This is a genomic window from Paenibacillus sp. SAF-068 (assembly GCF_051967555.1).
Classification (GTDB): Bacteria; Bacillota; Bacilli; order Paenibacillales; family Paenibacillaceae; genus Paenibacillus.
In genome coordinates this window covers 1,971,486-1,989,926 of the sequence record NZ_JBQCJX010000001.1, presented here as the reverse complement: position 1 = coordinate 1,989,926, position 18,441 = coordinate 1,971,486, and the positions used below count along the sequence as shown (strand labels likewise).

Genomic DNA, 18,441 nt, shown 5'->3' with positions numbered 1-18,441 from the left:
GAGTAGTGAATATGAATTTGGATTGTGTTTCGAGTGAGTTAGAGACACTTTAAATTACATATAATAGTCAATTAGGAATTTAATTGGATTTTATTGGTATAGTATAGAATCATTATTCGATATATACAAGCACTTTTATTGAAAATTTTAGAAAATAAGCCTATTTAATGCTTTTATGTGTCTCATGTCGCTTAAGCATTTACACCCTCATTTCGCATTTATGCATCCCGCTTTGTTTAATAGTAGTTCTATGAAACTACGATCTGATGTTCAAGATTACTTTTCCAGAAAAGAGCCACAGAGATTTATCCTGCCGTGTCCTTTTTCGTTTTAATAGCGTGTTCGAATCTTGTATCCCCTCTTAATTGTCTGATCTTATAAATGTTAATTTGTGAACTATATATGAATAAAGTATATATTTAACAAAAATAGTATAGAAAATCCTGTAAACTGTATTGTATATATCTGGAATTAAATGTAGGATTATCTTGCATCATACATTTGGCGCCAGATCAACCTCACTCTCATCCTAGGAAATGACTGTGAGGAAAGCTACTGCTCTACTGATCTTTTGTCTTTTTGTGAAAAGTACGAACTCTACTTTAATTTAAATTTTATATACCATAAGGAGATGTTTGATTGTGAAAAAATATCAAAAAACAACAATTGCAGCTCTTTCTTCCATGGCGATGCTATTGGCATCTGTTCCAGCAGTGTTCGCGGATGAAGCTCTTACGGTAACTAACCCTTCCTCCCAGGAAGTTCAGACACAAATTCAGACACAACCGCAGTCCCAAGCACATGAAATTAATATTTTTGCCCAAAATCCCTTAAGAGAGTATTTCAATGGAGGATACAGTACCGATATATACTTGAGTGGAAATGTCACCTTTATGTTTACTCCGCTTACAACAGGGGAATATGTGTTTAATGTTGAAGATATGAGTGGAAATCTGAAGGGAAGTGGAAGAGTAATCGTGTCTGATTTTGGAACGAAAAGCATTACACTTGGTAACTTGTATGGTTATCATAAAATTGTAGCTTACTCACCAAATAGTTATGGTGGAAGCTATGACATTTACTACTAATGCTTGATAGTAACAGATATCACAGCTATTTATAAAAAGTTCAAACCCCATGGCTCTCATGAGTCATGGGGTTACTTTATGATTTTGAAAGAAACGATTGATTCGGCCCCAAATCAACATGTATATCTCATCATGTAATGTTCACGCCACCACTTGCATAACCAACAACAGTATTCACAAGGGTAAGTCCAGCTGCCGTTGCGGAGAAAACGAGCAGAAGACGCGTCTCTGCTGTCACCGGTATGGCCAATCCGGTTGTTATGCCATTGGAGATGCTACCCAAAGCAATAATACCAGTGAGTGGCGGCGCCAGTGTAACGATGGCCCCTGGTACCGCAGTGAATGCATTATCCGGAGTAGGTGAACTGAATAATTGCGCGGTGATGGTCACCGTTGAACCGACCAAGGCCAAGGATGCTGTGGTACTAAAATAGGCAGCGATGGAAGTAATAACGCCATCACGTGGGGTTGAGAACGCAAAGTTAATGAGTGGGCCAACAACCGTCCCCGTCAAATCAATCGTGCCACCCAGAATGCTGACTCCGGTTGCCGAGTTTCCGAAACCAATGAGACTTGTCGTTCCTACCAATCCACCAGCAATTGTTGTCAATATGGCAGGTCCGCCGGAAGCAAACGGTATGATAGCTCCCGAACCCGTAGCGCCTGTTACGCCAGTGCTGCCAGTCACTCCCGTAATTCCCGTAATTCCGGGTGCGCCAGTCACCCCGGTAGCTCCGGTTATCCCTGCGATTCCGGCTGCGCCCGTATTGCCTGTGACCCCCGCGGTTCCTGCTATGCCTGGATCACCTGTTGCTCCTGTAACACCTGCTGCCCCAACAGCTCCAGTACTCCCCGTTGCACCTGTCGCTCCTGTTGCTCCACCCGCCGAGCCTGCCGCACCCGTTGCTCCGGTAGTTCCCGTGGCCCCTGCTGATCCCGGTGTACCAGCAGGACCTACACTCCCTTGAGATCCTGCAGCGCCAGCCGGGCCTTGTGGACCAGGTACGCCCTGAGGACCCGCAGGTCCTGCAGGTCCTGCCAGACCTTGACTCCCTACGTTTCTAAGCCCTGTTGTGATAGCTAATTCGGTCGCCCGGATCAAAATAACCAGTTGATCTTTCTCATCCGATTCGATATTTCCCTGTAAAACGACAGAGAGTAGCACATCCAGCAATTGCTGCAAATTGGTTCCCACACTGATTGGAGAAAGTGGAACGGCCTCTGCAGATACAATTGTAAGTTCCAAGACTGCTTCGAGGTCTGCCCGGGTTCCCTTTTTCAAGTCCGAATGATGAATCAGGGCAAGTAATTTACGCAATACCTCGATCAGAAGTGAAACATTGTGCGGAGTGGGATTGGCAAAAACCTGTACAATGGCTCCTTTCAACTCACCAATCAGCTTGAAGAGTAATTCAGCATTGACTTCAAAGCACTTGTGTGGTTCTTCTCCCCTATTTTTCTTAAATATGTTTCCACCAAATCGTATACGTTTCTTTGGCTTCATCTGTCGGTTCCTCCTCCTTAGTGAGTCAATTTACTACTTAATACGAAGTCGGTCGAGCCATACTGACAGCACTTACACAAATTATATTCGCAATATAAACTGAATATTTCTAACCGCGTGTGAACATACACATCTCGCTTTCACCCCGAATTCGGAATAAAGCGCAAGTCTCACCCATCAACAGTTCAAACTCGGAAACGAGAGTAAATCGTTGAAGAGCAACCCAAAGAGCGCATCCGATGAGTACGAAACTCCTGAATGCGCCCTCTTTATATAACCGTATTGAAAATGATCTTTGTTGATTAGTCCAATTCAATTTTGAAAACAATCGGTGCATTACTACTCACATTTGTCGTTGTGATTGTCAGTGCGTCCGCAGTTCTCTCCCATTGCGGTTTTTCTTCGTATCCAAGTACCTGAATGTCTTGAATAACACCTTGAAAATGATGAGAACCTTCCTTCAGCGATTTAATGTGAATCACTCCGTTATCCGGGTAGGCAAGAACGGTGGCATACAGATTGCTCTCTTTTACCGTAAACCGTATATCTTCACTTGTAAATATCTTCGTATCTCCATCTGTGAACTGACCTTCCTTCACCTCTGTCGGTCCCTCGCCAAACGTGCGCCAGAAAGACGTGTCATAGATCGCTTCCCCGTTCACTTCCAGCCACTTGCCGATGCTGAGCAGAATGTCGCGATCTTCATCCGGTATACTGCCGTCTGCTTTGGGTCCAATGTTCAGCAGCAAATTTCCGTTTTTGCTTACAATATCGACGAGATCCCGAATGATCTCCTCAGCCGTTTTATAGTTATTATTTTCGGTGTAACACCATGAGTTTTTAGCGACAGCCGTATCGGTTTGCCAAAAATAGGGCTTGAGCTCGGCGAACTGTCCCCGCTCCACATCCGGAACGGCACTTCCAAACATATAAGCCTCATGTTTGTAATTGATAGCTACAGGCACGCCCCATTCTTCACCTTTGTTATAATAATAAGCTGCAAATTTCTTAAGATAGGGTTTGAACGCAACCGTTTGAATCCACCAATCGAAATAGAAGACCTTCGGCTGATATTGATCCACCAGTTCACAGCATCGAATCAACCAGTCTTCCAGATACTCCTCGGTTGGAGGCGAACCATACAGATCATGATGATCCGGCTCAGGCATGGCTGGCCAATAGAAATCCCCGCGCTCCAGGGGTTCCTTAATATCGGAATCAAACTCCTTCCCGTGAGACATGAAGAACCAGTGTTCGGCGCGGTGAGACGACACACATAAGGTCAGCCCCTGCTTCTCATACGCAGTCTTCATCTCACCCAGAAGATCCCGTTTGGGGCCCATTTCATATGTGTTATAGTGAGAGATAGAGCTCTTGTACATCTGAAATCCATCATGATGCTCAGCCACTGGCATAACATATTTGGCTCCGGCCTTTTTGAATAACGTTGCCCATTCGTCTGCATCGAACTTCTCTGCACGAAACATCGGTATGAAATCTTTATATCCAAATTCTTTATGAGGTCCATACACCGCAAGGTGATGCTCATAAGCTTTGGTGCCTTGTATGTACATATTTCGCGAATACCATTCGCTATCAAAAGCGGGTACAGAATACAGTCCCCAGTGAATGAATATGCCAAACTTTGCTTTGGGATACCATTCGGGAACTTGAAAAGCGCTCAGTGAACTCCAATTGTCCTTGAATTTACCGTTCGCAATCGTTGCTTCAATCTGTTGCATATATTCGTGTTTGTCCATGAAATGTTCTCATCCCTTCTGATATCGTCTGTAGTTGTATTGTAGTGCTCCGGCCGAAGGATAAACATGCAGAACACTAACTTTTAGATGGACAATAATAACCTTGTATGGAGATGAAAAGTATGAATCACCAAACTTTGCTTACGAACTACCTGTCTAATCTCCAAGTCGAATTATTTATGGTCAATTACAATCGTTGCGATACGGATTGGCGGGATCTGGATTACACGCCCGATTACAGCAAGTTTTATTTCATATGTGAAGGTGAAGGTTGGCTCAAGATTGGGGATGAGGAATATTACCCTGCGCCTAATCAGCTTATTTTAATGCCTGAGGGAATCAAACAATCCTACTCTGCCATTAATGACCGCCCTTTTCTCAAATATTGGTGTCACTTTAGCGCGAAGGTTGGGGGAATCAATCTATTCCAAATTCTGAAATTCCCTCACATCTGCACGATAGATCAACCTGAGTTGATCCAAGAGATTTTCAGCAGTATCCTTACATATGCAAAATCCGGTGAAGTCTATGCTCATATGATGGCCAAGAGCAAATTGACCGAGTTACTGTCCCACTATCTTATGAATCTGGATCTGGAACAGATTTCTTTTATCAACGTGCCTGTCATGGAGAAATTATCTGCCATTCTGGCTTACATTGATTCCAATATCGAGGAGAATATTTCAGTACAGGATCTGGCCCAGATTGCTTACATGCATCCCAATTATTTCATTCGATTCTTCAAGCAGCAGATTGGCCTTCCTCCGATCCTCTACATTGCTGGCAAAAAAATCGATAAAGCCAAGGAGCTGCTGACCTGCACCCCGAACACAATCACCGCCATCGCCGAGCATCTCGGTTTTAGTGATTTGTACTATTTCTCCAGACAGTTCAAAAAGCATACAGGACTCACGCCCACAGATTACCGCAGACAAAAAACGATAGTCACAACGAAACATGGTTTATAAATAAGCTCATATCAGAGAGAGAGAGAGAGAGAGAGTTCCCTCATTCGGAACTCCCTCCTAAAGTCCTGTTTATATCTGCAGACCTGTTTATATTTCCCAATTCATGCAGAGTTACTTTTTTGAGTTCTCTCAAATAAGCATAACCATAGTTTTGATCCGGCTCTAGATACGCCCCTTCCGCCCACTCATTCCATGCGTTAACAAAAAGATATTCACTTTTGTACAGTGTCCTTGCTCTCTCCATCTGTCTTGATAGATACAGCCCAAATTTCTCTGGAGTAGAACCGAGCGTACTCTGTCCGTCAACGCCTCTCCGCGGTGTATTGTCCCAATTGACAAAAGCGCCTGGATAGACAATTTCTCCGTTACGGTGCGGTGTTCGTTCGAGAATGGAGGACCATACCTTATCGTAATTTACAGCAATATGCTGCTGGCCCTTGATGTTCATTTCGATCCAGATTCCATTCATATGTCCATGTGCAAAGGTATAATGAGGTTCAAATTCCATGCTTGCATCAAAAGTCTGGTGATTAAATGTAGGAAATCCGCCAATAGTCTGCACAAAATGGATGCCTTCCAGACCGTGTTCCAGAGCCAATTCTCGCCAAAACTGTATCATTTCATCACATCGAGGAATGCTGGCTGGCCGATAGATCAGAAATAATGGTTTGCCTTTCACTCGAATATATCGGTTGTCTTTAAATACCTTTACCAGATAATTAAAATGTTCTTCCCAATCATCCCGATCCCCATAGTTCTGCGCCATCAGAATATCCGATTCCTGCCCATCCCATTTTCTGGTCCATGTTTCATTGGCCCAGGACAAACAAAATGGAAAATCAGGCTCCCCGCTATTCAATATTTCATTAACCGGTTTTTCCAGCAAACGCTTGCCTTTGAACCAGTAATGATAATAACAAAATCCATAAATGCCATGTTGTTTCGCAGTTTCTGCTTGCCACTTTCGTACATCTGGATCGGAAAGATCATAATATCTCCCCTGAAATGGCCGGTTAGGCTGATGGTGACCTGAATATAAAGGAGTAGCTTTTTTTACATTGGTCCATTCCGTAAAACCGTCTCCCCACCAACGGTCATTCTCCTCAATCCGATGAAATTGGGGTAGATGCAGAGCAATAACCTTCAATTTGAACGCCTCCAATGCAGCAACATGATGCAGCCTACACTCCTGCGATTCTTGATGGTTTATATGAAAATGATATCCAACAGTCGCAGTGTTTTTTGCAGATGGGATTGATTGTATTTCATGTATGCCAAGGCGTGACTAGCTGCCAGTCTTCTTGCATCAATACTCTGCCAGTAATGTTCAAACTTCTGAATGAGTTCTTCGCAGGAGGCGAATTGTTGGAAGATGCTAAGATCTACCAGGTTACTCTGATTCGCCGATGGTCCTATGAGTTGAAACGTCCCGCAGGCGGCAATTTCCATCATGTGTTTGATCGATGCTCCACTATGAATAACAATTTTGCTTCCGTTATACAACATCTGACGAGCTTCATGTTTGAGAACTGGATAGAACTCACCAAGGTGTGACCAGCCCTTCCCATCCACCCGAACTATTTTGTCATTCAAAATGCCGGATGTGGCAAACGTCGTAAAGATATCATCCGGTTCCACATCTCCGATGATATAAACATCCGATTCGTACTCCGGGGGAACAACTTGCGGACAAAATATATGGGGATCAGGCGGCATGAACAGTTCATTAAGAGCAGAACCGGCCAGATGCTGCTGATGGTCGCTCATTGACCATGAACTCTGCACAAACACGTGATCTAACCACGGCAACATCGCATCACTTTGACTTCCATCTTGATTCGGAGACAACCAGATTGCTTTTTTGGCGGTTGATGCTTTTAATGCAGTGATATTCTCATTTGGCAAATGTTCATCACTTCCCACGATCAGAATCAGGTCAACCTCCATCGCAGACAGACTGGCCGAAACGGATTCTATATATTTAATCTCATTTACATGCCTCACGAGATGTTTAAGGCTTTGTTCAATCAGTACACAATGTGATGACATTTCCCGGTCATTACACGGTGTAATCAGAAGCACATTTAACTCCTTATAGATCACTTTGGATTTTACTCGGCTAGATGCATGTTCCTCCTGCATCATTTTCAACCATTGTTGCTTGAGATCCAACTGCTGTACTGCCATATGTTTGCGCATGGATTTGAGTTTTCTGTTTAGCACTGCATGCATTTGTCTCAGAAATAACTGGTTTGCATCGTGAACTGAACGATTCTTTTTGATCGCCTTAACTTGCATTTTTGACTTCTTTCGGATAACAAACCCTCCCGTTCCATACGAAAACATTCTCTGCCTACAATATGCACAAGTTAGTGGCATGGTTTCTTCTGTTGACCGCTTCACTCGCTCTTCCTCGCAAAACGGGCCTTAACTCGTACATATAATGTGTGGTCACCCGGGTCGGTTCAAATCTTGTCCTCATAGAATATAAGAATACTATATAGGAGATGATGTCATTGCCAACATTTGATAGTATCCTTGTCACCGGCAATCAGACGATTAATCAGAATTTGCAGGTTAATGGTAATCAAACCGTTGGTGTTGATCTACATGTCAATGGCAGCCAGACCATAGCAGGCAGCCTGCAAATCAACGCCAGCTCTTCAATTGTCAATCATTTGGGTGTAGGCGGAGTAATCCAAGCTGGAGATAGCGTTAAGGCTGCTACACAATTAATGGCACTCAATCAGCCTTCTCTTCCCGTGTCTCTACCAACTCTACAACAGTTCAGATATTACAATCCTGGTGTTGCGGGTCAACCCGGTCTGGTCTTAACCGGAACCGCTGGCAACCAATATATTCTGTTCGTTGATGAGAGTAGTGGAACACCCCATCTGGCCATTCAACCGTTATAAAATGAACCATCCACAGACAATGTCAGCAAAAGAAGCGATATCCGTCTATACTCCGGATATCGCTTCTTTTGGTTTCTTCTCTAATGATAATAGCCTAGTATAAATTCATCTATCTATACATCTGTGATTAATACGGACAAGACGCTCTTGCTTACCAGCTCGAACTTCATCAACACATCGTTGCGCAGCTTAACCTGTACGTTGCCCGTCTCCTCCCCATCATTGAAGAGGACTACTGCTATGGAACCATCGACATTTTTAAAAGCCACAGAATAAATTCCATCATCACTGGACGTCGATTCAATCCGAACAGCCTTGGGACGAATCAAAGCACTAAAATGTGCCAGGGCATAATAATCAAGTGTATACGTAAGTTCCTTGGTTTGCTGATTTACCTGAACGATCCCGCGACACGTACTGCGGCCAAATCCCGGAACGGTTGGCCCGTTGTTTTCATCAAGTGCCATATTCCATAGTACAAACGACTTGCTGTAATTACGAAGAATCTGAATTCCCGTTCGTATCACATTCGAGAAGGCCTGTTCGAATGGCGGGATCCACTCGCCGCCCGAGCCTTCGGTGAAGTGCACTTCTTTGCCCGCAAAGGCTTCGTATACTTTCGTTTGAGCAGATGCATCGCCCCCGTACCAGTGCCAGGCCACGCCGTCAACTTCCTCTCCCGCTTGTTCCAGCACGGTGAGTGGATAGTCCGGTTGATCCCAGTTGTGATCGTAACAGAGAATTTTGGTTAGAATGTCGTTTTTAATAAAGGCTGGTTTGAGATGGTTTTGGATAAAGTCTGCTTGTGCTTCGGCCGGCATCAACATACCGGGATAATGCCCCGGTTCATATAGCGCCTCATTCTGGGGTGTGATGGCATGGATTGGTAATCCATGTTCTCTATATGCTTGAATGTATTTCACAAAATATTCGGCATATACGGGATACCACTCCGTCTTCAATTGTCCGGTAATCATGGAGCCACTCGTTTTCATCCAGCCGGGTGCACTCCATGGTGAAGCGAACAGTTTCAATTCAGGATTCAATGCTAATGCTTGTTGGGTTAAAGGAATAACGTCCTCTTCATCATGCGCAATGCTGAATTGAGCTAGTTCTGCGTCTGTTTGCTGTTCTGGCATATCGTTATAACTGTATACTGTTCGGGCGTAGTCCGAAGCCCCCATCGGATTGCGAATGACCGAGAGCCCAATCCCTTTCTCCGGATGGAACAGCCGGGACATGAGCTCATCCCGCTGCTCCTCATTCAAGATATGATTGATCAGATAAGCAGAAGAATCGGTAAAAGAAGCACCAAATCCGTCCATCTCCTGATACGTTAGCTGATCATCCAGAAGAATGGTCGTTGTCTCCAGATCAGGGGCGTGCGGTTGCAATTGATCCAGGGACACGGATACGAATAATTCATCTTCTCCTGTTGATTTGTACACTTTGAATGTAGTCATAGGATTCTCCTTCATATTTCAATTATTGAATGCCCAGTTTCTCTTTGTTCAGTTTCATCTTTTCACTGCGTACCTTCACAATCTCTTCCCAGCGATTTTCACCTAAAAATGATTTGTAGGCAGCTAATGCATTGTCATATGAGGCATCATCCTTGGACCGTACCATACTGACCAGCGTAGTATTCCATTTCGTATTGATTGCTGACAACGCACGAGCTTCAGGTGTACCTTGATCCGGGCTAATATTCTCCAGAATGAAATGTGGTTTCAGCTTGCCTTTGCCCCACTCCTGCATCTGTTTAATCGCTTCCGGAAATGCATCGGCACTGAGTGCTTTGTGACGATCATGACCGAAGAACATAAACTCACCCATCCGATAATCCTTTTTGAATTGATCTGCGTTATTCAGTTGCAGGTCTTTCACCGCCGGCAGCAACTCTACACTACCGTCCGACTTGGTTTGGTAGGTTTCGCCTTCAATCCCGTAATTCATGAGTGTCTGGCCTTCTTCACTTAATAAATAAGTGAATATCTGAATAGCCTTGGCTGGATCTTTACAATCCTTGGAGATGTAATTGATCATCCACCCCGTTATCCCCGATTGATTCAATGTTGGTGCATTGCCTTTGGTGCTCTGCGGTCCATCAATAGCGACATATTCTTTGCCCGGATTGGCACTCATGTAGATTTGCAGGTTCCCGCCTTGTTGTGGTGTCCCGTCCAGCAACATGGTCGCGTATTTGCCGGACTTTACTTTTTCCTCAAAAGCCGTTCCATCATCGGCAAAACTGTCATCACTGATATTGCCGTCTCTGTACACGGTGTTCAGTGTTTTCAGCCACGTAAGATAATCTTCATCCAGATTACGATCGTAGAATTCTCCCGATTCGGTCTCCAGCGGAACGCCGATGAAATCTTGCAATGTATCCCCGAGTGACCCTGTTCCTTCACCAATAGAGTTGAATCCAAACGGAATCAGCGCAGGGAACTCTTGCTTAATTCGTTTCATTACACTCTGGAATTCTTCTGGCGTTCCAATGACCGGACTACCCAGAGCTTCATACACATCCTTACGAATGATAAATGCCGTTTTGGCAGGAATGTTACCGCTATCATAATCTTCCTGTGTATTGGAATAGTTCGGGTAACCATAGGTTTTACCATCCGCCAACTGGAACCAGTTCAATGTATCTGCAGCCGCAACTTTATTGAAGTAAGGATCATATTTTTCAGCCAGATCGTTCAGCGGCATCGCCCAGGTTGCCGCTTTTTGTACCACAGGAGAATTGGAGTCAAATACGGTCAGCAAGTCAGGCATATCTCCACCCGCGAAAAAGGTATTTAACTTCGTGTCATCACCCGTGATGAATTTAATATTGATATTCAGATCCTCTTTGATTTTCTTGGTGACGATGTCCTTGCCAAAATCGGTGTTCCACCAGTCTGCATTGACATACCAGGTCAGGTCGGTCGCCTCTTCTTTTTTATCCAGCTGCCAAGCCGGCTTTTCCGGATCAACCGTATAACGATCTTCAATGGACACCCAGTTCCCTTCACTGGAGCCCCCGGATCCACCGCTGCAACCTGTTATCATAATCACGGCTGCAAGCAATGTCGCGAACAATGTAATCCCTTTTTTTCCTGATGCCTTGTTCAACTTCAACATGTTTTGTTCCTCCTCATATTGGGGTGATTGTTGCTCCTATTCCTTGACTGCTCCGAGCATCATTCCCGAGATAAAGTATCTCTGAACGATGGGATAGATCAGTACGATAGGTAGTGTTGTAATGACAATGGTGGCCAATTGCACACCTTTCGTCGTTGTTTCGATCACAGCCGAACCCCCAACATTTTGCATGGATTGGGTCTGGGACTGCACGATAATCTCATACAGCATCATCTGAAGTGGATACAGTGATTGATCCGTAATGTATAACTTGGTTGTCATAAAATCGTTCCATTGCCCCACCCCATTAAATAGCGCAATAGTGGCCATGGCAGGCATGGAGAGTGGAATGAAGATTTTCAGGAAAATATGCCAATCTCCTGCGCCGTCAATCTTCGCCGACTCTTCGAGAGAATCCGGTACATTACGGAAGAAATTCATCAGAATCACGACATCATAGAAGCTGAACAACGCTGGAATAATGTACACCCAGAAGCTGTTAAGCAGGCCAAGTGATTTGATCAACAGATAGGTCGGAATCATGCCTCCCGAGAAGAACATTGTAATAACACCCATGGCAACGTATAATTTGCGGCCTCTTATGTACTTTTTGCTCAGACCATAGCCCACCATGGCACAAAAGAATACATGTGTAACAACACCAATTGTTGTTTTGGAAACCGATATGAAGAAGGCCTGCCAGATGCCCTGATCATTGAATACCGCTCTGTAATTCTCCAGCGAGAATTCCGGTGACCAGAAGATGAAGCCACCTTCCGCCAGCGCTTTCCCCGAACTAAAGGAAGAGATGATGACATTCCAAAGAGGAACCAGAATAACGACCGTACAGATGATTAACAAAATCATGTTTAAGGTATCAAAGATCCGACTATCCAGATCTTCTCTTGCCACCTTTCCATTCACGCGGGATGCCTCCTTCTTACAACACAGATTGATTATCGTTTAATTTGCTTGTGATTTTGTTCGCTGTGACGAGCAGAATGACAGAGATGATTGAGACACCCAAACCAACGGCCGTAGCATATGAAAAATCACCCTGAGACATCCCCATACGATAGACGTACGAGTTAATGACTTCCGCTTTATCGCGGTTTTGGGAATTCATGAGAACCAGAGTCTGATCCAGATTCGACCCCAATAAACCGCTTACAGTTAGAATCAGATTTAGGCTGATGATGGATCTCATGTTAGGCAACGTGATATTCCAGATTTGTCTGAGACGGCTTGCGCCATCGATTTTGGCAGCTTCATAATACGTAGGGTCTATCTTCGCCATGATCGCCAGATACAGAATGGTTCCCCAACCTGCCTCCTTCCAAATATCCGATAACGTAGCAATCCACCAGTACTTCCCTGCATCGAGCAAAATGTTCTGTGGTTGCGAGATCACTCCCAGGCTAAGCAACAACTGATTAAATAACCCCGTTGTTGAAAACCAGGTAATCAGCATTCCCCCAAGTACGATCCAGGACAAAAAGTGGGGTAAATATGAAACCGTTTGCACAAACTTCTTGAATCGTCCGCTGTTTAACTCATAGATCATGATCGCCAGAATAATGGGGATGACGAAGCCAATACCCAGTTTCAAAAAGCTGATCCCAAGTGTATTCACGACTGCATCCCAGAAGTATTTGTCTGACAATATGATTCTGAAATTATCCAGTCCTACCCATGGAGCCGTGGCCAACGTATCAATGACCGTGTAGTTTTTGAAAGCAATCGTCAAACCGTAGATCGGGATATAACAGAAAATAATCATAAAGATAATGCCAGGGATAATCATTGATTGAATCTCCCATTGTCTTCGATAATCCACTACGAATTCTTTGACCCGCTGACCGACGGTTTTTTTTCCATTGGGATTTATCGTATTTTTACCGGTTGATGGTTCTACGGCTAATTTATCCACGTTCTTTTGCTCTCCTCCATCTTGTATCGATTATAAAAACGTTTTTATTTTTTGACAAAAAACCCCCTCTGTTTGTATTTATGTAAAAAAAGACCGGAGAAACAGCTGATTCAACTTATGTACGATAGTCTTTCCGGTCGATCTTCACATGACTTGAACCCCTAACTACGAGCTCACCCGCCAATTTCTGTGCAGCCCCTTGTTCTTTTTCCTTGATCATGCCCACCAGTTGATTGATGGCCAGGATACCCTGTCTTGCAATTTGATTTCTTACCGTTGTGAGCGGTGGAGAAAAATACTGTGCGATATCAATATCGTCAAAACCCACGACACTCACATCTTGAGGAACTTCAAAACCCTCAGACTTCAACGCATGCATACAGCCAATTGCACTCAAGTCATTCCCTGCAAGAAATGCATCAGGTCGCTTGCCAGGGTGTAAGTGAAGAAAAGATTTGATCGCACTATACGTGCTTTCCTCCTCAAAATACCCCTGTATGATGTAATCATCATCCATTGGAAGCTGGTATTCACGCAACGCAGCCAAATAGCCATCTCTACGCTGCACACTGTCAAACATCGTGTCCACACCCGAAATATAAGCAATTTTCTTGTGGCCCAGTCCAATTAAATACTTGGTTGCTTCATAAGACGCAACATACGAGTCGAAAATAACACTTCCCATCGTATCGCTCTGATAGACCCGATCCAGAAAAACTGCCTTGATCTTGTCTTTCTCCATGGCGACAATATCTTGCTCATCGATCCGAAGCTCTTCGTAGATAATGACACCGTCCACCCGCCGACCCAGAATATTACTCATAATAACGTGTTTATCCTTGGTCACAAATACATTCAAACCATACCCCAGACGATCACATTCGCGAGACATCGACTCGACCAGCTTATAGAAATATGGCCCCGATACACTTGTGGTGAAAAAACCAAGCATTTTGGTTTGACCGGACTTCAACAGCTTGCCATTCAGATTGGGTACATAATTTAATCGCTCCGCCACTTTGAGAACATGTGATTTCGTCTCCGGGTTCAAGACATCTACACCATTTAAAGCGTTGGAGACGGTAGATATCGATACACCAGCTTCCCTTGCCACATCTTTAATCGTTATCTTTGCCATAAGTTTTGTTCCTTTGCTATAAAAACGTTTTTATAATGTTTAAATTACCATAAAACCGTTTTCATGGCAACACTTTAATTTATCAGTTCAGACATCACATCGAGTGAATCTGTTGCAATTGCTCTTCCAGACGTTCCAAGCGAACAAAACGATCCTCTCGAATATATTCCTTCTGCTCCACTATCATAAGCATGGTTGGAACAGTAAAAATAAGAAACTTGGACGCAACCTCTTCCACTTCGTTAGCATTTATGTGACCCAGGTATATTGAGGGATAAGGTTCAAGCAACGCACTAATCTTGGGGAATAAAGCGTGACATACACTGCACTCTGGCCGAGATACATACAAAAAAACCAATTCATGTTGTTGAATCGCCTCTTCAACCATTTCTATCGATGTTAACTCATGAATATCTTTCACTGAAACTCAGTCCTTTCCGTCACTCGATGGTGTGTTCATTTAAAATTTTTCTTTTCAAGTATAGCCTAAGTGCGTTAAGATTAAATGGAATATATCCCCATATGAAAGAGGTTATGGTATGAAGAAATCATTCTTGTTTCTGTTCACTGCCCTGGTTGTTGTAACGTCCTTCTCGGCGTATGCACCTGTGTCAAATGCCTCTGCCGATATTGGAGTCAGCCTGTTGTCCGATCGTCAAACAGGCGTAGTGAAATAAAAGCGCTAGAACTCAGCAGGCGACCTGTTCGGATAACATCCGTACTGAGTCGCCTGCTTTGATTCGTATTCTATTGAATTTTCCTTTTTTAATGAATGATTACTTCCAATCTCTCTTCCGAAGATAGGACTCAAAAACGAAAGTTCCAAATGGCAGAAGACCGGCCACTCCACCCATTAGCCAGCGCGTAATCTTCCACTTTTTGACCACAGCCAAATGCACTAGCGCAATCAGGTATAAAGGAAACAAAACACCATGAATCATGCCCATTACAGCTACAGCAGAAGAAATATCTGCAAAATATTTCAGAGGCATAGCAATAAAAATCAACAGAAGTAAGGATACACCCTCCCATATGCCTGCAATTCTGAATCGCCCTGTCACTGTCTTCATAACGTCCATTCTCACCTTTCCCGCTAATCGTTTGTGAAATATGTAACTTGTAACATGATACCGGAACTTCACGCCACTTCTCTGTAAAGCTATGTCATGCTGAAGCTCATCTACAGTATAACGTATGAGTTTGATTCGTAAATGCTTCAAATTTGAATAATTATTGAATCCATATAACCCGATTCCCACTTCAGGTCTTATGGATTCAAGTCGTCTCACGCTCAATCAGCTGGTATGTCAGCTGCTCTGTCTTCAACGCTGTTTTACCCAATACAGCCCACAATTGATGGAATGCCTGGGTCGCCTGCTCCGCGATCGGATTGTGTATGGTCGTAATCCCGAGAACACGGGAAAGTTCGATATTATCAAACCCCACAATGGCAAGTTGCTCAGGTACCTGAATATTCCGTCTGCGTGCTTCACTCAGAATGCCGATGGCTGCATAGTCATTCGAACATAATACGGCCTGTGGAAGTTCTGCTTTATCTGCCATTCTTCGCATAGCCTCTTCACCATCAGAGGAGCTAAATACGGAATATTGATATGCTTCAGTCCACACAGGTAACCCTCTACTCTTCATAAAAGTTTCATAGGCTTCACGGCGGCTCTGTGTATTCAGACTTTCAGCCCTTCCAAATGCATTTGCAATTCGGGTGTATCCTCTTGATACCAGATGCTCCAAAGCTAACTTATACCCTTCCGCCTGATCCATCGCAACAGATGGAATCTCGTCGTTCCCCATTCGCTGCCAGGAGACAATAGGTCCGTATTCCATATACGCTTTTAATTTTCGAGGATCGTTAACACAAGTAACAATTAGGATTCCGTCCACCCGCTTGCTACGCAGGTCTTCAAATCCTTGTAACTCTATTTCCTTATTTCCACGGGAAGTATAGACGATCGTCTGAAACCCGAAATCCATCGCTGTTTCCATAAACTGATTCATGAAGGTGAGACTGAGATCGTCAATGGTTGACGTTATGATGCCAATTTGTTTGGTCTTGCCTGTAGATAATGATACAGCATTCCGGTTCGGAATATAATTCAACTGTTTCATAATATCCGTTATGATCTGTCTAGCTTCGTCACTAACATGTGGAGAATGATTAATCACGCGTGACACTGTCGCTTTTGAGTAACCGGACCGCTTCATAATTTCATCAAACTTGGACATCGGAGACTCCCTTCTTGCTAACTTACTTCGAATAATAGTATGCCTCAAACGTGGGTCAAAAGTAAAACTTGACGTGTAACCCGTTACAACGATTAAGCTTTTTTTATGCCAAGCATAATGAATAGAAAAATTAAAATTTATGACGAATGGAGCGATACACATGAGCAAAGCTCTGAATCAATATCAATTCCCGGAAAACTTCCTGTGGGGTGGCGCAATTGCAGCCAACCAGGCTGAAGGTGCATACAATCAAGGTGGCAAAGGTCTTTCTACTCAGGATGTAGCTCCCCAAGGCATCAAGGGTCCCATTACGGAAGAGCCGACTGAAGATAATATGAAACTGATTGGTATTGATTTGTACAACCGTTACAAGGAAGATGTGAAACTGTTTGCCGAGATGGGCTTCAAAGTTTTCCGTACGTCCATTGCATGGTCCCGAATCTTCCCGAAAGGTGACGAGCCCGAACCGAATGAAGAAGGCTTGCAATTCTACGACAATCTCTTTGACGAATGCCATAAATATGGAATTGAGCCATTGGTTACGTTATCCCATTACGAGACCCCTCTTCATCTGTCCAAAGAATACGACGGCTGGGTGAACCGCAAGATGATTGGATTTTATGAGCGCTACGCAACTACTGTCTTTAACCGGTATAAGAACAAGGTGAAATACTGGCTCACTTTCAATGAAATTAATTCCATTCTTGAAGAACCATTCATGAGCGGAGGTATATACACACCCAAAGAGAAACTGAGCAAGCAGGACCTATATCAAGCCATTCACCATGAATTTGTAGCCAGTGCTTCTGCCGTTAAGCTCTGTCATGAGATTATTCCCGATGCTCAGATTGGTTGTATGATGCTCAGCATGCCAACGTATCCGCTGACGCCGCATCCAGACGACATGATCCAGGTAATGGAATTCGAACATAGCAACTATTTCTTCGGTGATGTGCATGTAAGAGGCCGCTATCCAGGATACATGAAACGCTACTTCCGTGAGAACGGAATTCAGATTCATATGGAAGATGGCGACGAAGAAATGCTGCTTCATACGGTAGACTTTATCTCCTTCAGCTACTATATGAGCCTATGTCAGACTGCTGATCCAGCTAAACAGATTGCCGGTGAAGGGAACTTGCTTGGTGGTTACCCTAATCCATATCTGGATGCAAGTGAGTGGGGTTGGCAGATTGATCCGCAAGGATTGCGTTATGTACTCAATATGTTCTATGACCGGTACCAGAAGCCCCTGTTCATTGTGGAAAATGGCCTTGGAGCAGTGGATGAATTAATCACAGGTGCAGACGGCGAGAAAACGGTTGAGGATGACTACCGGATCAAGTATTTGAACGATCATCTGGTTCAGGTTGGCGAAGCCATTGAAGATGGTGTGGAGATCATGGGTTATACTTCATGGGGTTGTATTGATGTAGTCAGTGCGTCTACTGCCCAGTTGAAAAAACGTTATGGTTATATCTATGTTGACCGTCATGATGATGGATCTGGCACACTCGAACGTTACCGCAAGAAATCCTTCCATTGGTACAAAGAAGTAATCAGCAGTAACGGAAAAAGCTTGCAGCGTTAAAGTTTTTCAGCAAATAAACTTGTAACAGATACGTCCGTCAATCCCCCAGCATATCACATGAGAAAGTGTCGATTATACGATACCTTGGCATGTGTTCTGTGTGGGGGATTTTTAATAACGATACCCGATGATATACATCGGGTATTATCATTGGCTACTATCACGTTGTTCACT

At 43.9% G+C, this 18,441-nt stretch carries 17 protein-coding genes; 5 read left to right on the top strand and 12 right to left on the bottom strand.

Translation table 11 applies throughout. The annotated features are described in order from the left end of the window. Positions 1–641: 641 nt before the first annotated feature. Positions 642–1,088: a hypothetical protein gene (locus ACTHPG_RS08750; RefSeq protein WP_440388740.1), complete on the top strand. Its 447-nt coding sequence runs from the start codon at positions 642–644 to the stop codon at positions 1,086–1,088. Between the two features lie 130 nt (positions 1,089–1,218). Here the strand turns inward: ACTHPG_RS08750 and ACTHPG_RS08745 are convergent, their stop codons facing one another. Both ACTHPG_RS08745 and ACTHPG_RS08740 read right to left on the bottom strand, forming a co-directional pair. Further along, complete coding sequence (locus ACTHPG_RS08745; RefSeq protein WP_440388739.1) at positions 1,219–2,592, bottom strand: exosporium glycoprotein BclB-related protein; 1,374 nt, start codon at positions 2,590–2,592, stop codon at positions 1,219–1,221. Between the two features lie 302 nt (positions 2,593–2,894). Further along, positions 2,895–4,352, bottom strand: a complete 1,458-nt coding sequence (locus ACTHPG_RS08740; protein ID WP_440388738.1) for an alpha-L-fucosidase — start codon at positions 4,350–4,352, stop codon at positions 2,895–2,897. Between the two features lie 122 nt (positions 4,353–4,474). Between ACTHPG_RS08740 and ACTHPG_RS08735 the strand changes: the two genes are divergently transcribed. Then, complete coding sequence (locus ACTHPG_RS08735) at positions 4,475–5,320, top strand: AraC family transcriptional regulator (RefSeq protein ID WP_440388737.1); 846 nt, start codon at positions 4,475–4,477, stop codon at positions 5,318–5,320. Positions 5,321–5,360: 40 nt separating this feature from the next. Here ACTHPG_RS08735 and ACTHPG_RS08730 read toward each other — a convergent pair whose 3' ends face one another. Both ACTHPG_RS08730 and ACTHPG_RS08725 read right to left on the bottom strand, forming a co-directional pair. Further along, the gene (locus ACTHPG_RS08730; RefSeq protein ID WP_440388736.1) at positions 5,361–6,467 is read right to left on the bottom strand and encodes a glycosyltransferase WbsX family protein; all 1,107 of its coding nucleotides are present in this window, start codon (positions 6,465–6,467) and stop codon (positions 5,361–5,363) included. Positions 6,468–6,526: 59 nt separating this feature from the next. Beyond that, complete coding sequence (locus tag ACTHPG_RS08725) at positions 6,527–7,519, bottom strand: hypothetical protein (protein ID WP_440388735.1); 993 nt, start codon at positions 7,517–7,519, stop codon at positions 6,527–6,529. A 311-nt stretch (positions 7,520–7,830) separates the two neighbouring features. On the opposite strand from ACTHPG_RS08725, the gene ACTHPG_RS08720 reads away from it, so the two are divergent. After that, complete coding sequence (locus ACTHPG_RS08720; RefSeq protein ID WP_440388734.1) at positions 7,831–8,235, top strand: hypothetical protein; 405 nt, start codon at positions 7,831–7,833, stop codon at positions 8,233–8,235. Positions 8,236–8,348: 113 nt separating this feature from the next. On the opposite strand, the gene ACTHPG_RS08715 is transcribed toward ACTHPG_RS08720, so the two are convergent. The 6 genes from ACTHPG_RS08715 to ACTHPG_RS08690 form a co-directional block, all read right to left on the bottom strand. After that, positions 8,349–9,698: a glycoside hydrolase family 30 protein gene (locus tag ACTHPG_RS08715; RefSeq protein ID WP_440388733.1), complete on the bottom strand. Its 1,350-nt coding sequence runs from the start codon at positions 9,696–9,698 to the stop codon at positions 8,349–8,351. A 22-nt stretch (positions 9,699–9,720) separates the two neighbouring features. Further along, on the bottom strand, positions 9,721–11,364 hold the full coding sequence (locus tag ACTHPG_RS08710) for a sugar ABC transporter substrate-binding protein (protein ID WP_440388732.1): 1,644 nt from the start codon (positions 11,362–11,364) through the stop codon (positions 9,721–9,723). 36 nt (positions 11,365–11,400) lie between these two features. Next, positions 11,401–12,288, bottom strand: a complete 888-nt coding sequence (locus tag ACTHPG_RS08705; protein ID WP_440388731.1) for a carbohydrate ABC transporter permease — start codon at positions 12,286–12,288, stop codon at positions 11,401–11,403. A 16-nt stretch (positions 12,289–12,304) separates the two neighbouring features. After that, positions 12,305–13,294, bottom strand: a complete 990-nt coding sequence (locus tag ACTHPG_RS08700) for an ABC transporter permease (RefSeq protein ID WP_440388730.1) — start codon at positions 13,292–13,294, stop codon at positions 12,305–12,307. A gap of 115 nt (positions 13,295–13,409) precedes the next feature. Continuing rightward, positions 13,410–14,432, bottom strand: a complete 1,023-nt coding sequence (locus ACTHPG_RS08695; RefSeq protein WP_440388729.1) for a LacI family DNA-binding transcriptional regulator — start codon at positions 14,430–14,432, stop codon at positions 13,410–13,412. 94 nt (positions 14,433–14,526) lie between these two features. Further along, positions 14,527–14,853 (bottom strand): thioredoxin family protein, encoded by a 327-nt coding sequence (locus tag ACTHPG_RS08690; RefSeq protein ID WP_440388728.1) that lies wholly within the window; start codon positions 14,851–14,853, stop codon positions 14,527–14,529. 118 nt (positions 14,854–14,971) lie between these two features. On the opposite strand from ACTHPG_RS08690, the gene ACTHPG_RS08685 reads away from it, so the two are divergent. Then, positions 14,972–15,109, top strand: coding sequence for a hypothetical protein (locus ACTHPG_RS08685; RefSeq protein WP_440388727.1), 138 nt, complete (start codon positions 14,972–14,974; stop codon positions 15,107–15,109). Between the two features lie 99 nt (positions 15,110–15,208). Here the strand turns inward: ACTHPG_RS08685 and ACTHPG_RS08680 are convergent, their stop codons facing one another. Both ACTHPG_RS08680 and ACTHPG_RS08675 read right to left on the bottom strand, forming a co-directional pair. Further along, a complete protein-coding gene (locus ACTHPG_RS08680) occupies positions 15,209–15,502 on the bottom strand; it encodes a DUF3817 domain-containing protein (protein ID WP_440388726.1) in 294 nt (97 codons plus the stop codon). Positions 15,503–15,707: 205 nt separating this feature from the next. Beyond that, positions 15,708–16,676 (bottom strand): LacI family DNA-binding transcriptional regulator, encoded by a 969-nt coding sequence (locus ACTHPG_RS08675; RefSeq protein WP_440388724.1) that lies wholly within the window; start codon positions 16,674–16,676, stop codon positions 15,708–15,710. A 160-nt stretch (positions 16,677–16,836) separates the two neighbouring features. On the opposite strand from ACTHPG_RS08675, the gene ACTHPG_RS08670 reads away from it, so the two are divergent. Then, entirely contained in the window at positions 16,837–18,267 is a 1,431-nt protein-coding gene (locus ACTHPG_RS08670; RefSeq protein ID WP_440388723.1) for a glycoside hydrolase family 1 protein, read from the top strand. The last annotated feature ends 174 nt before the right edge of the window (positions 18,268–18,441 follow it).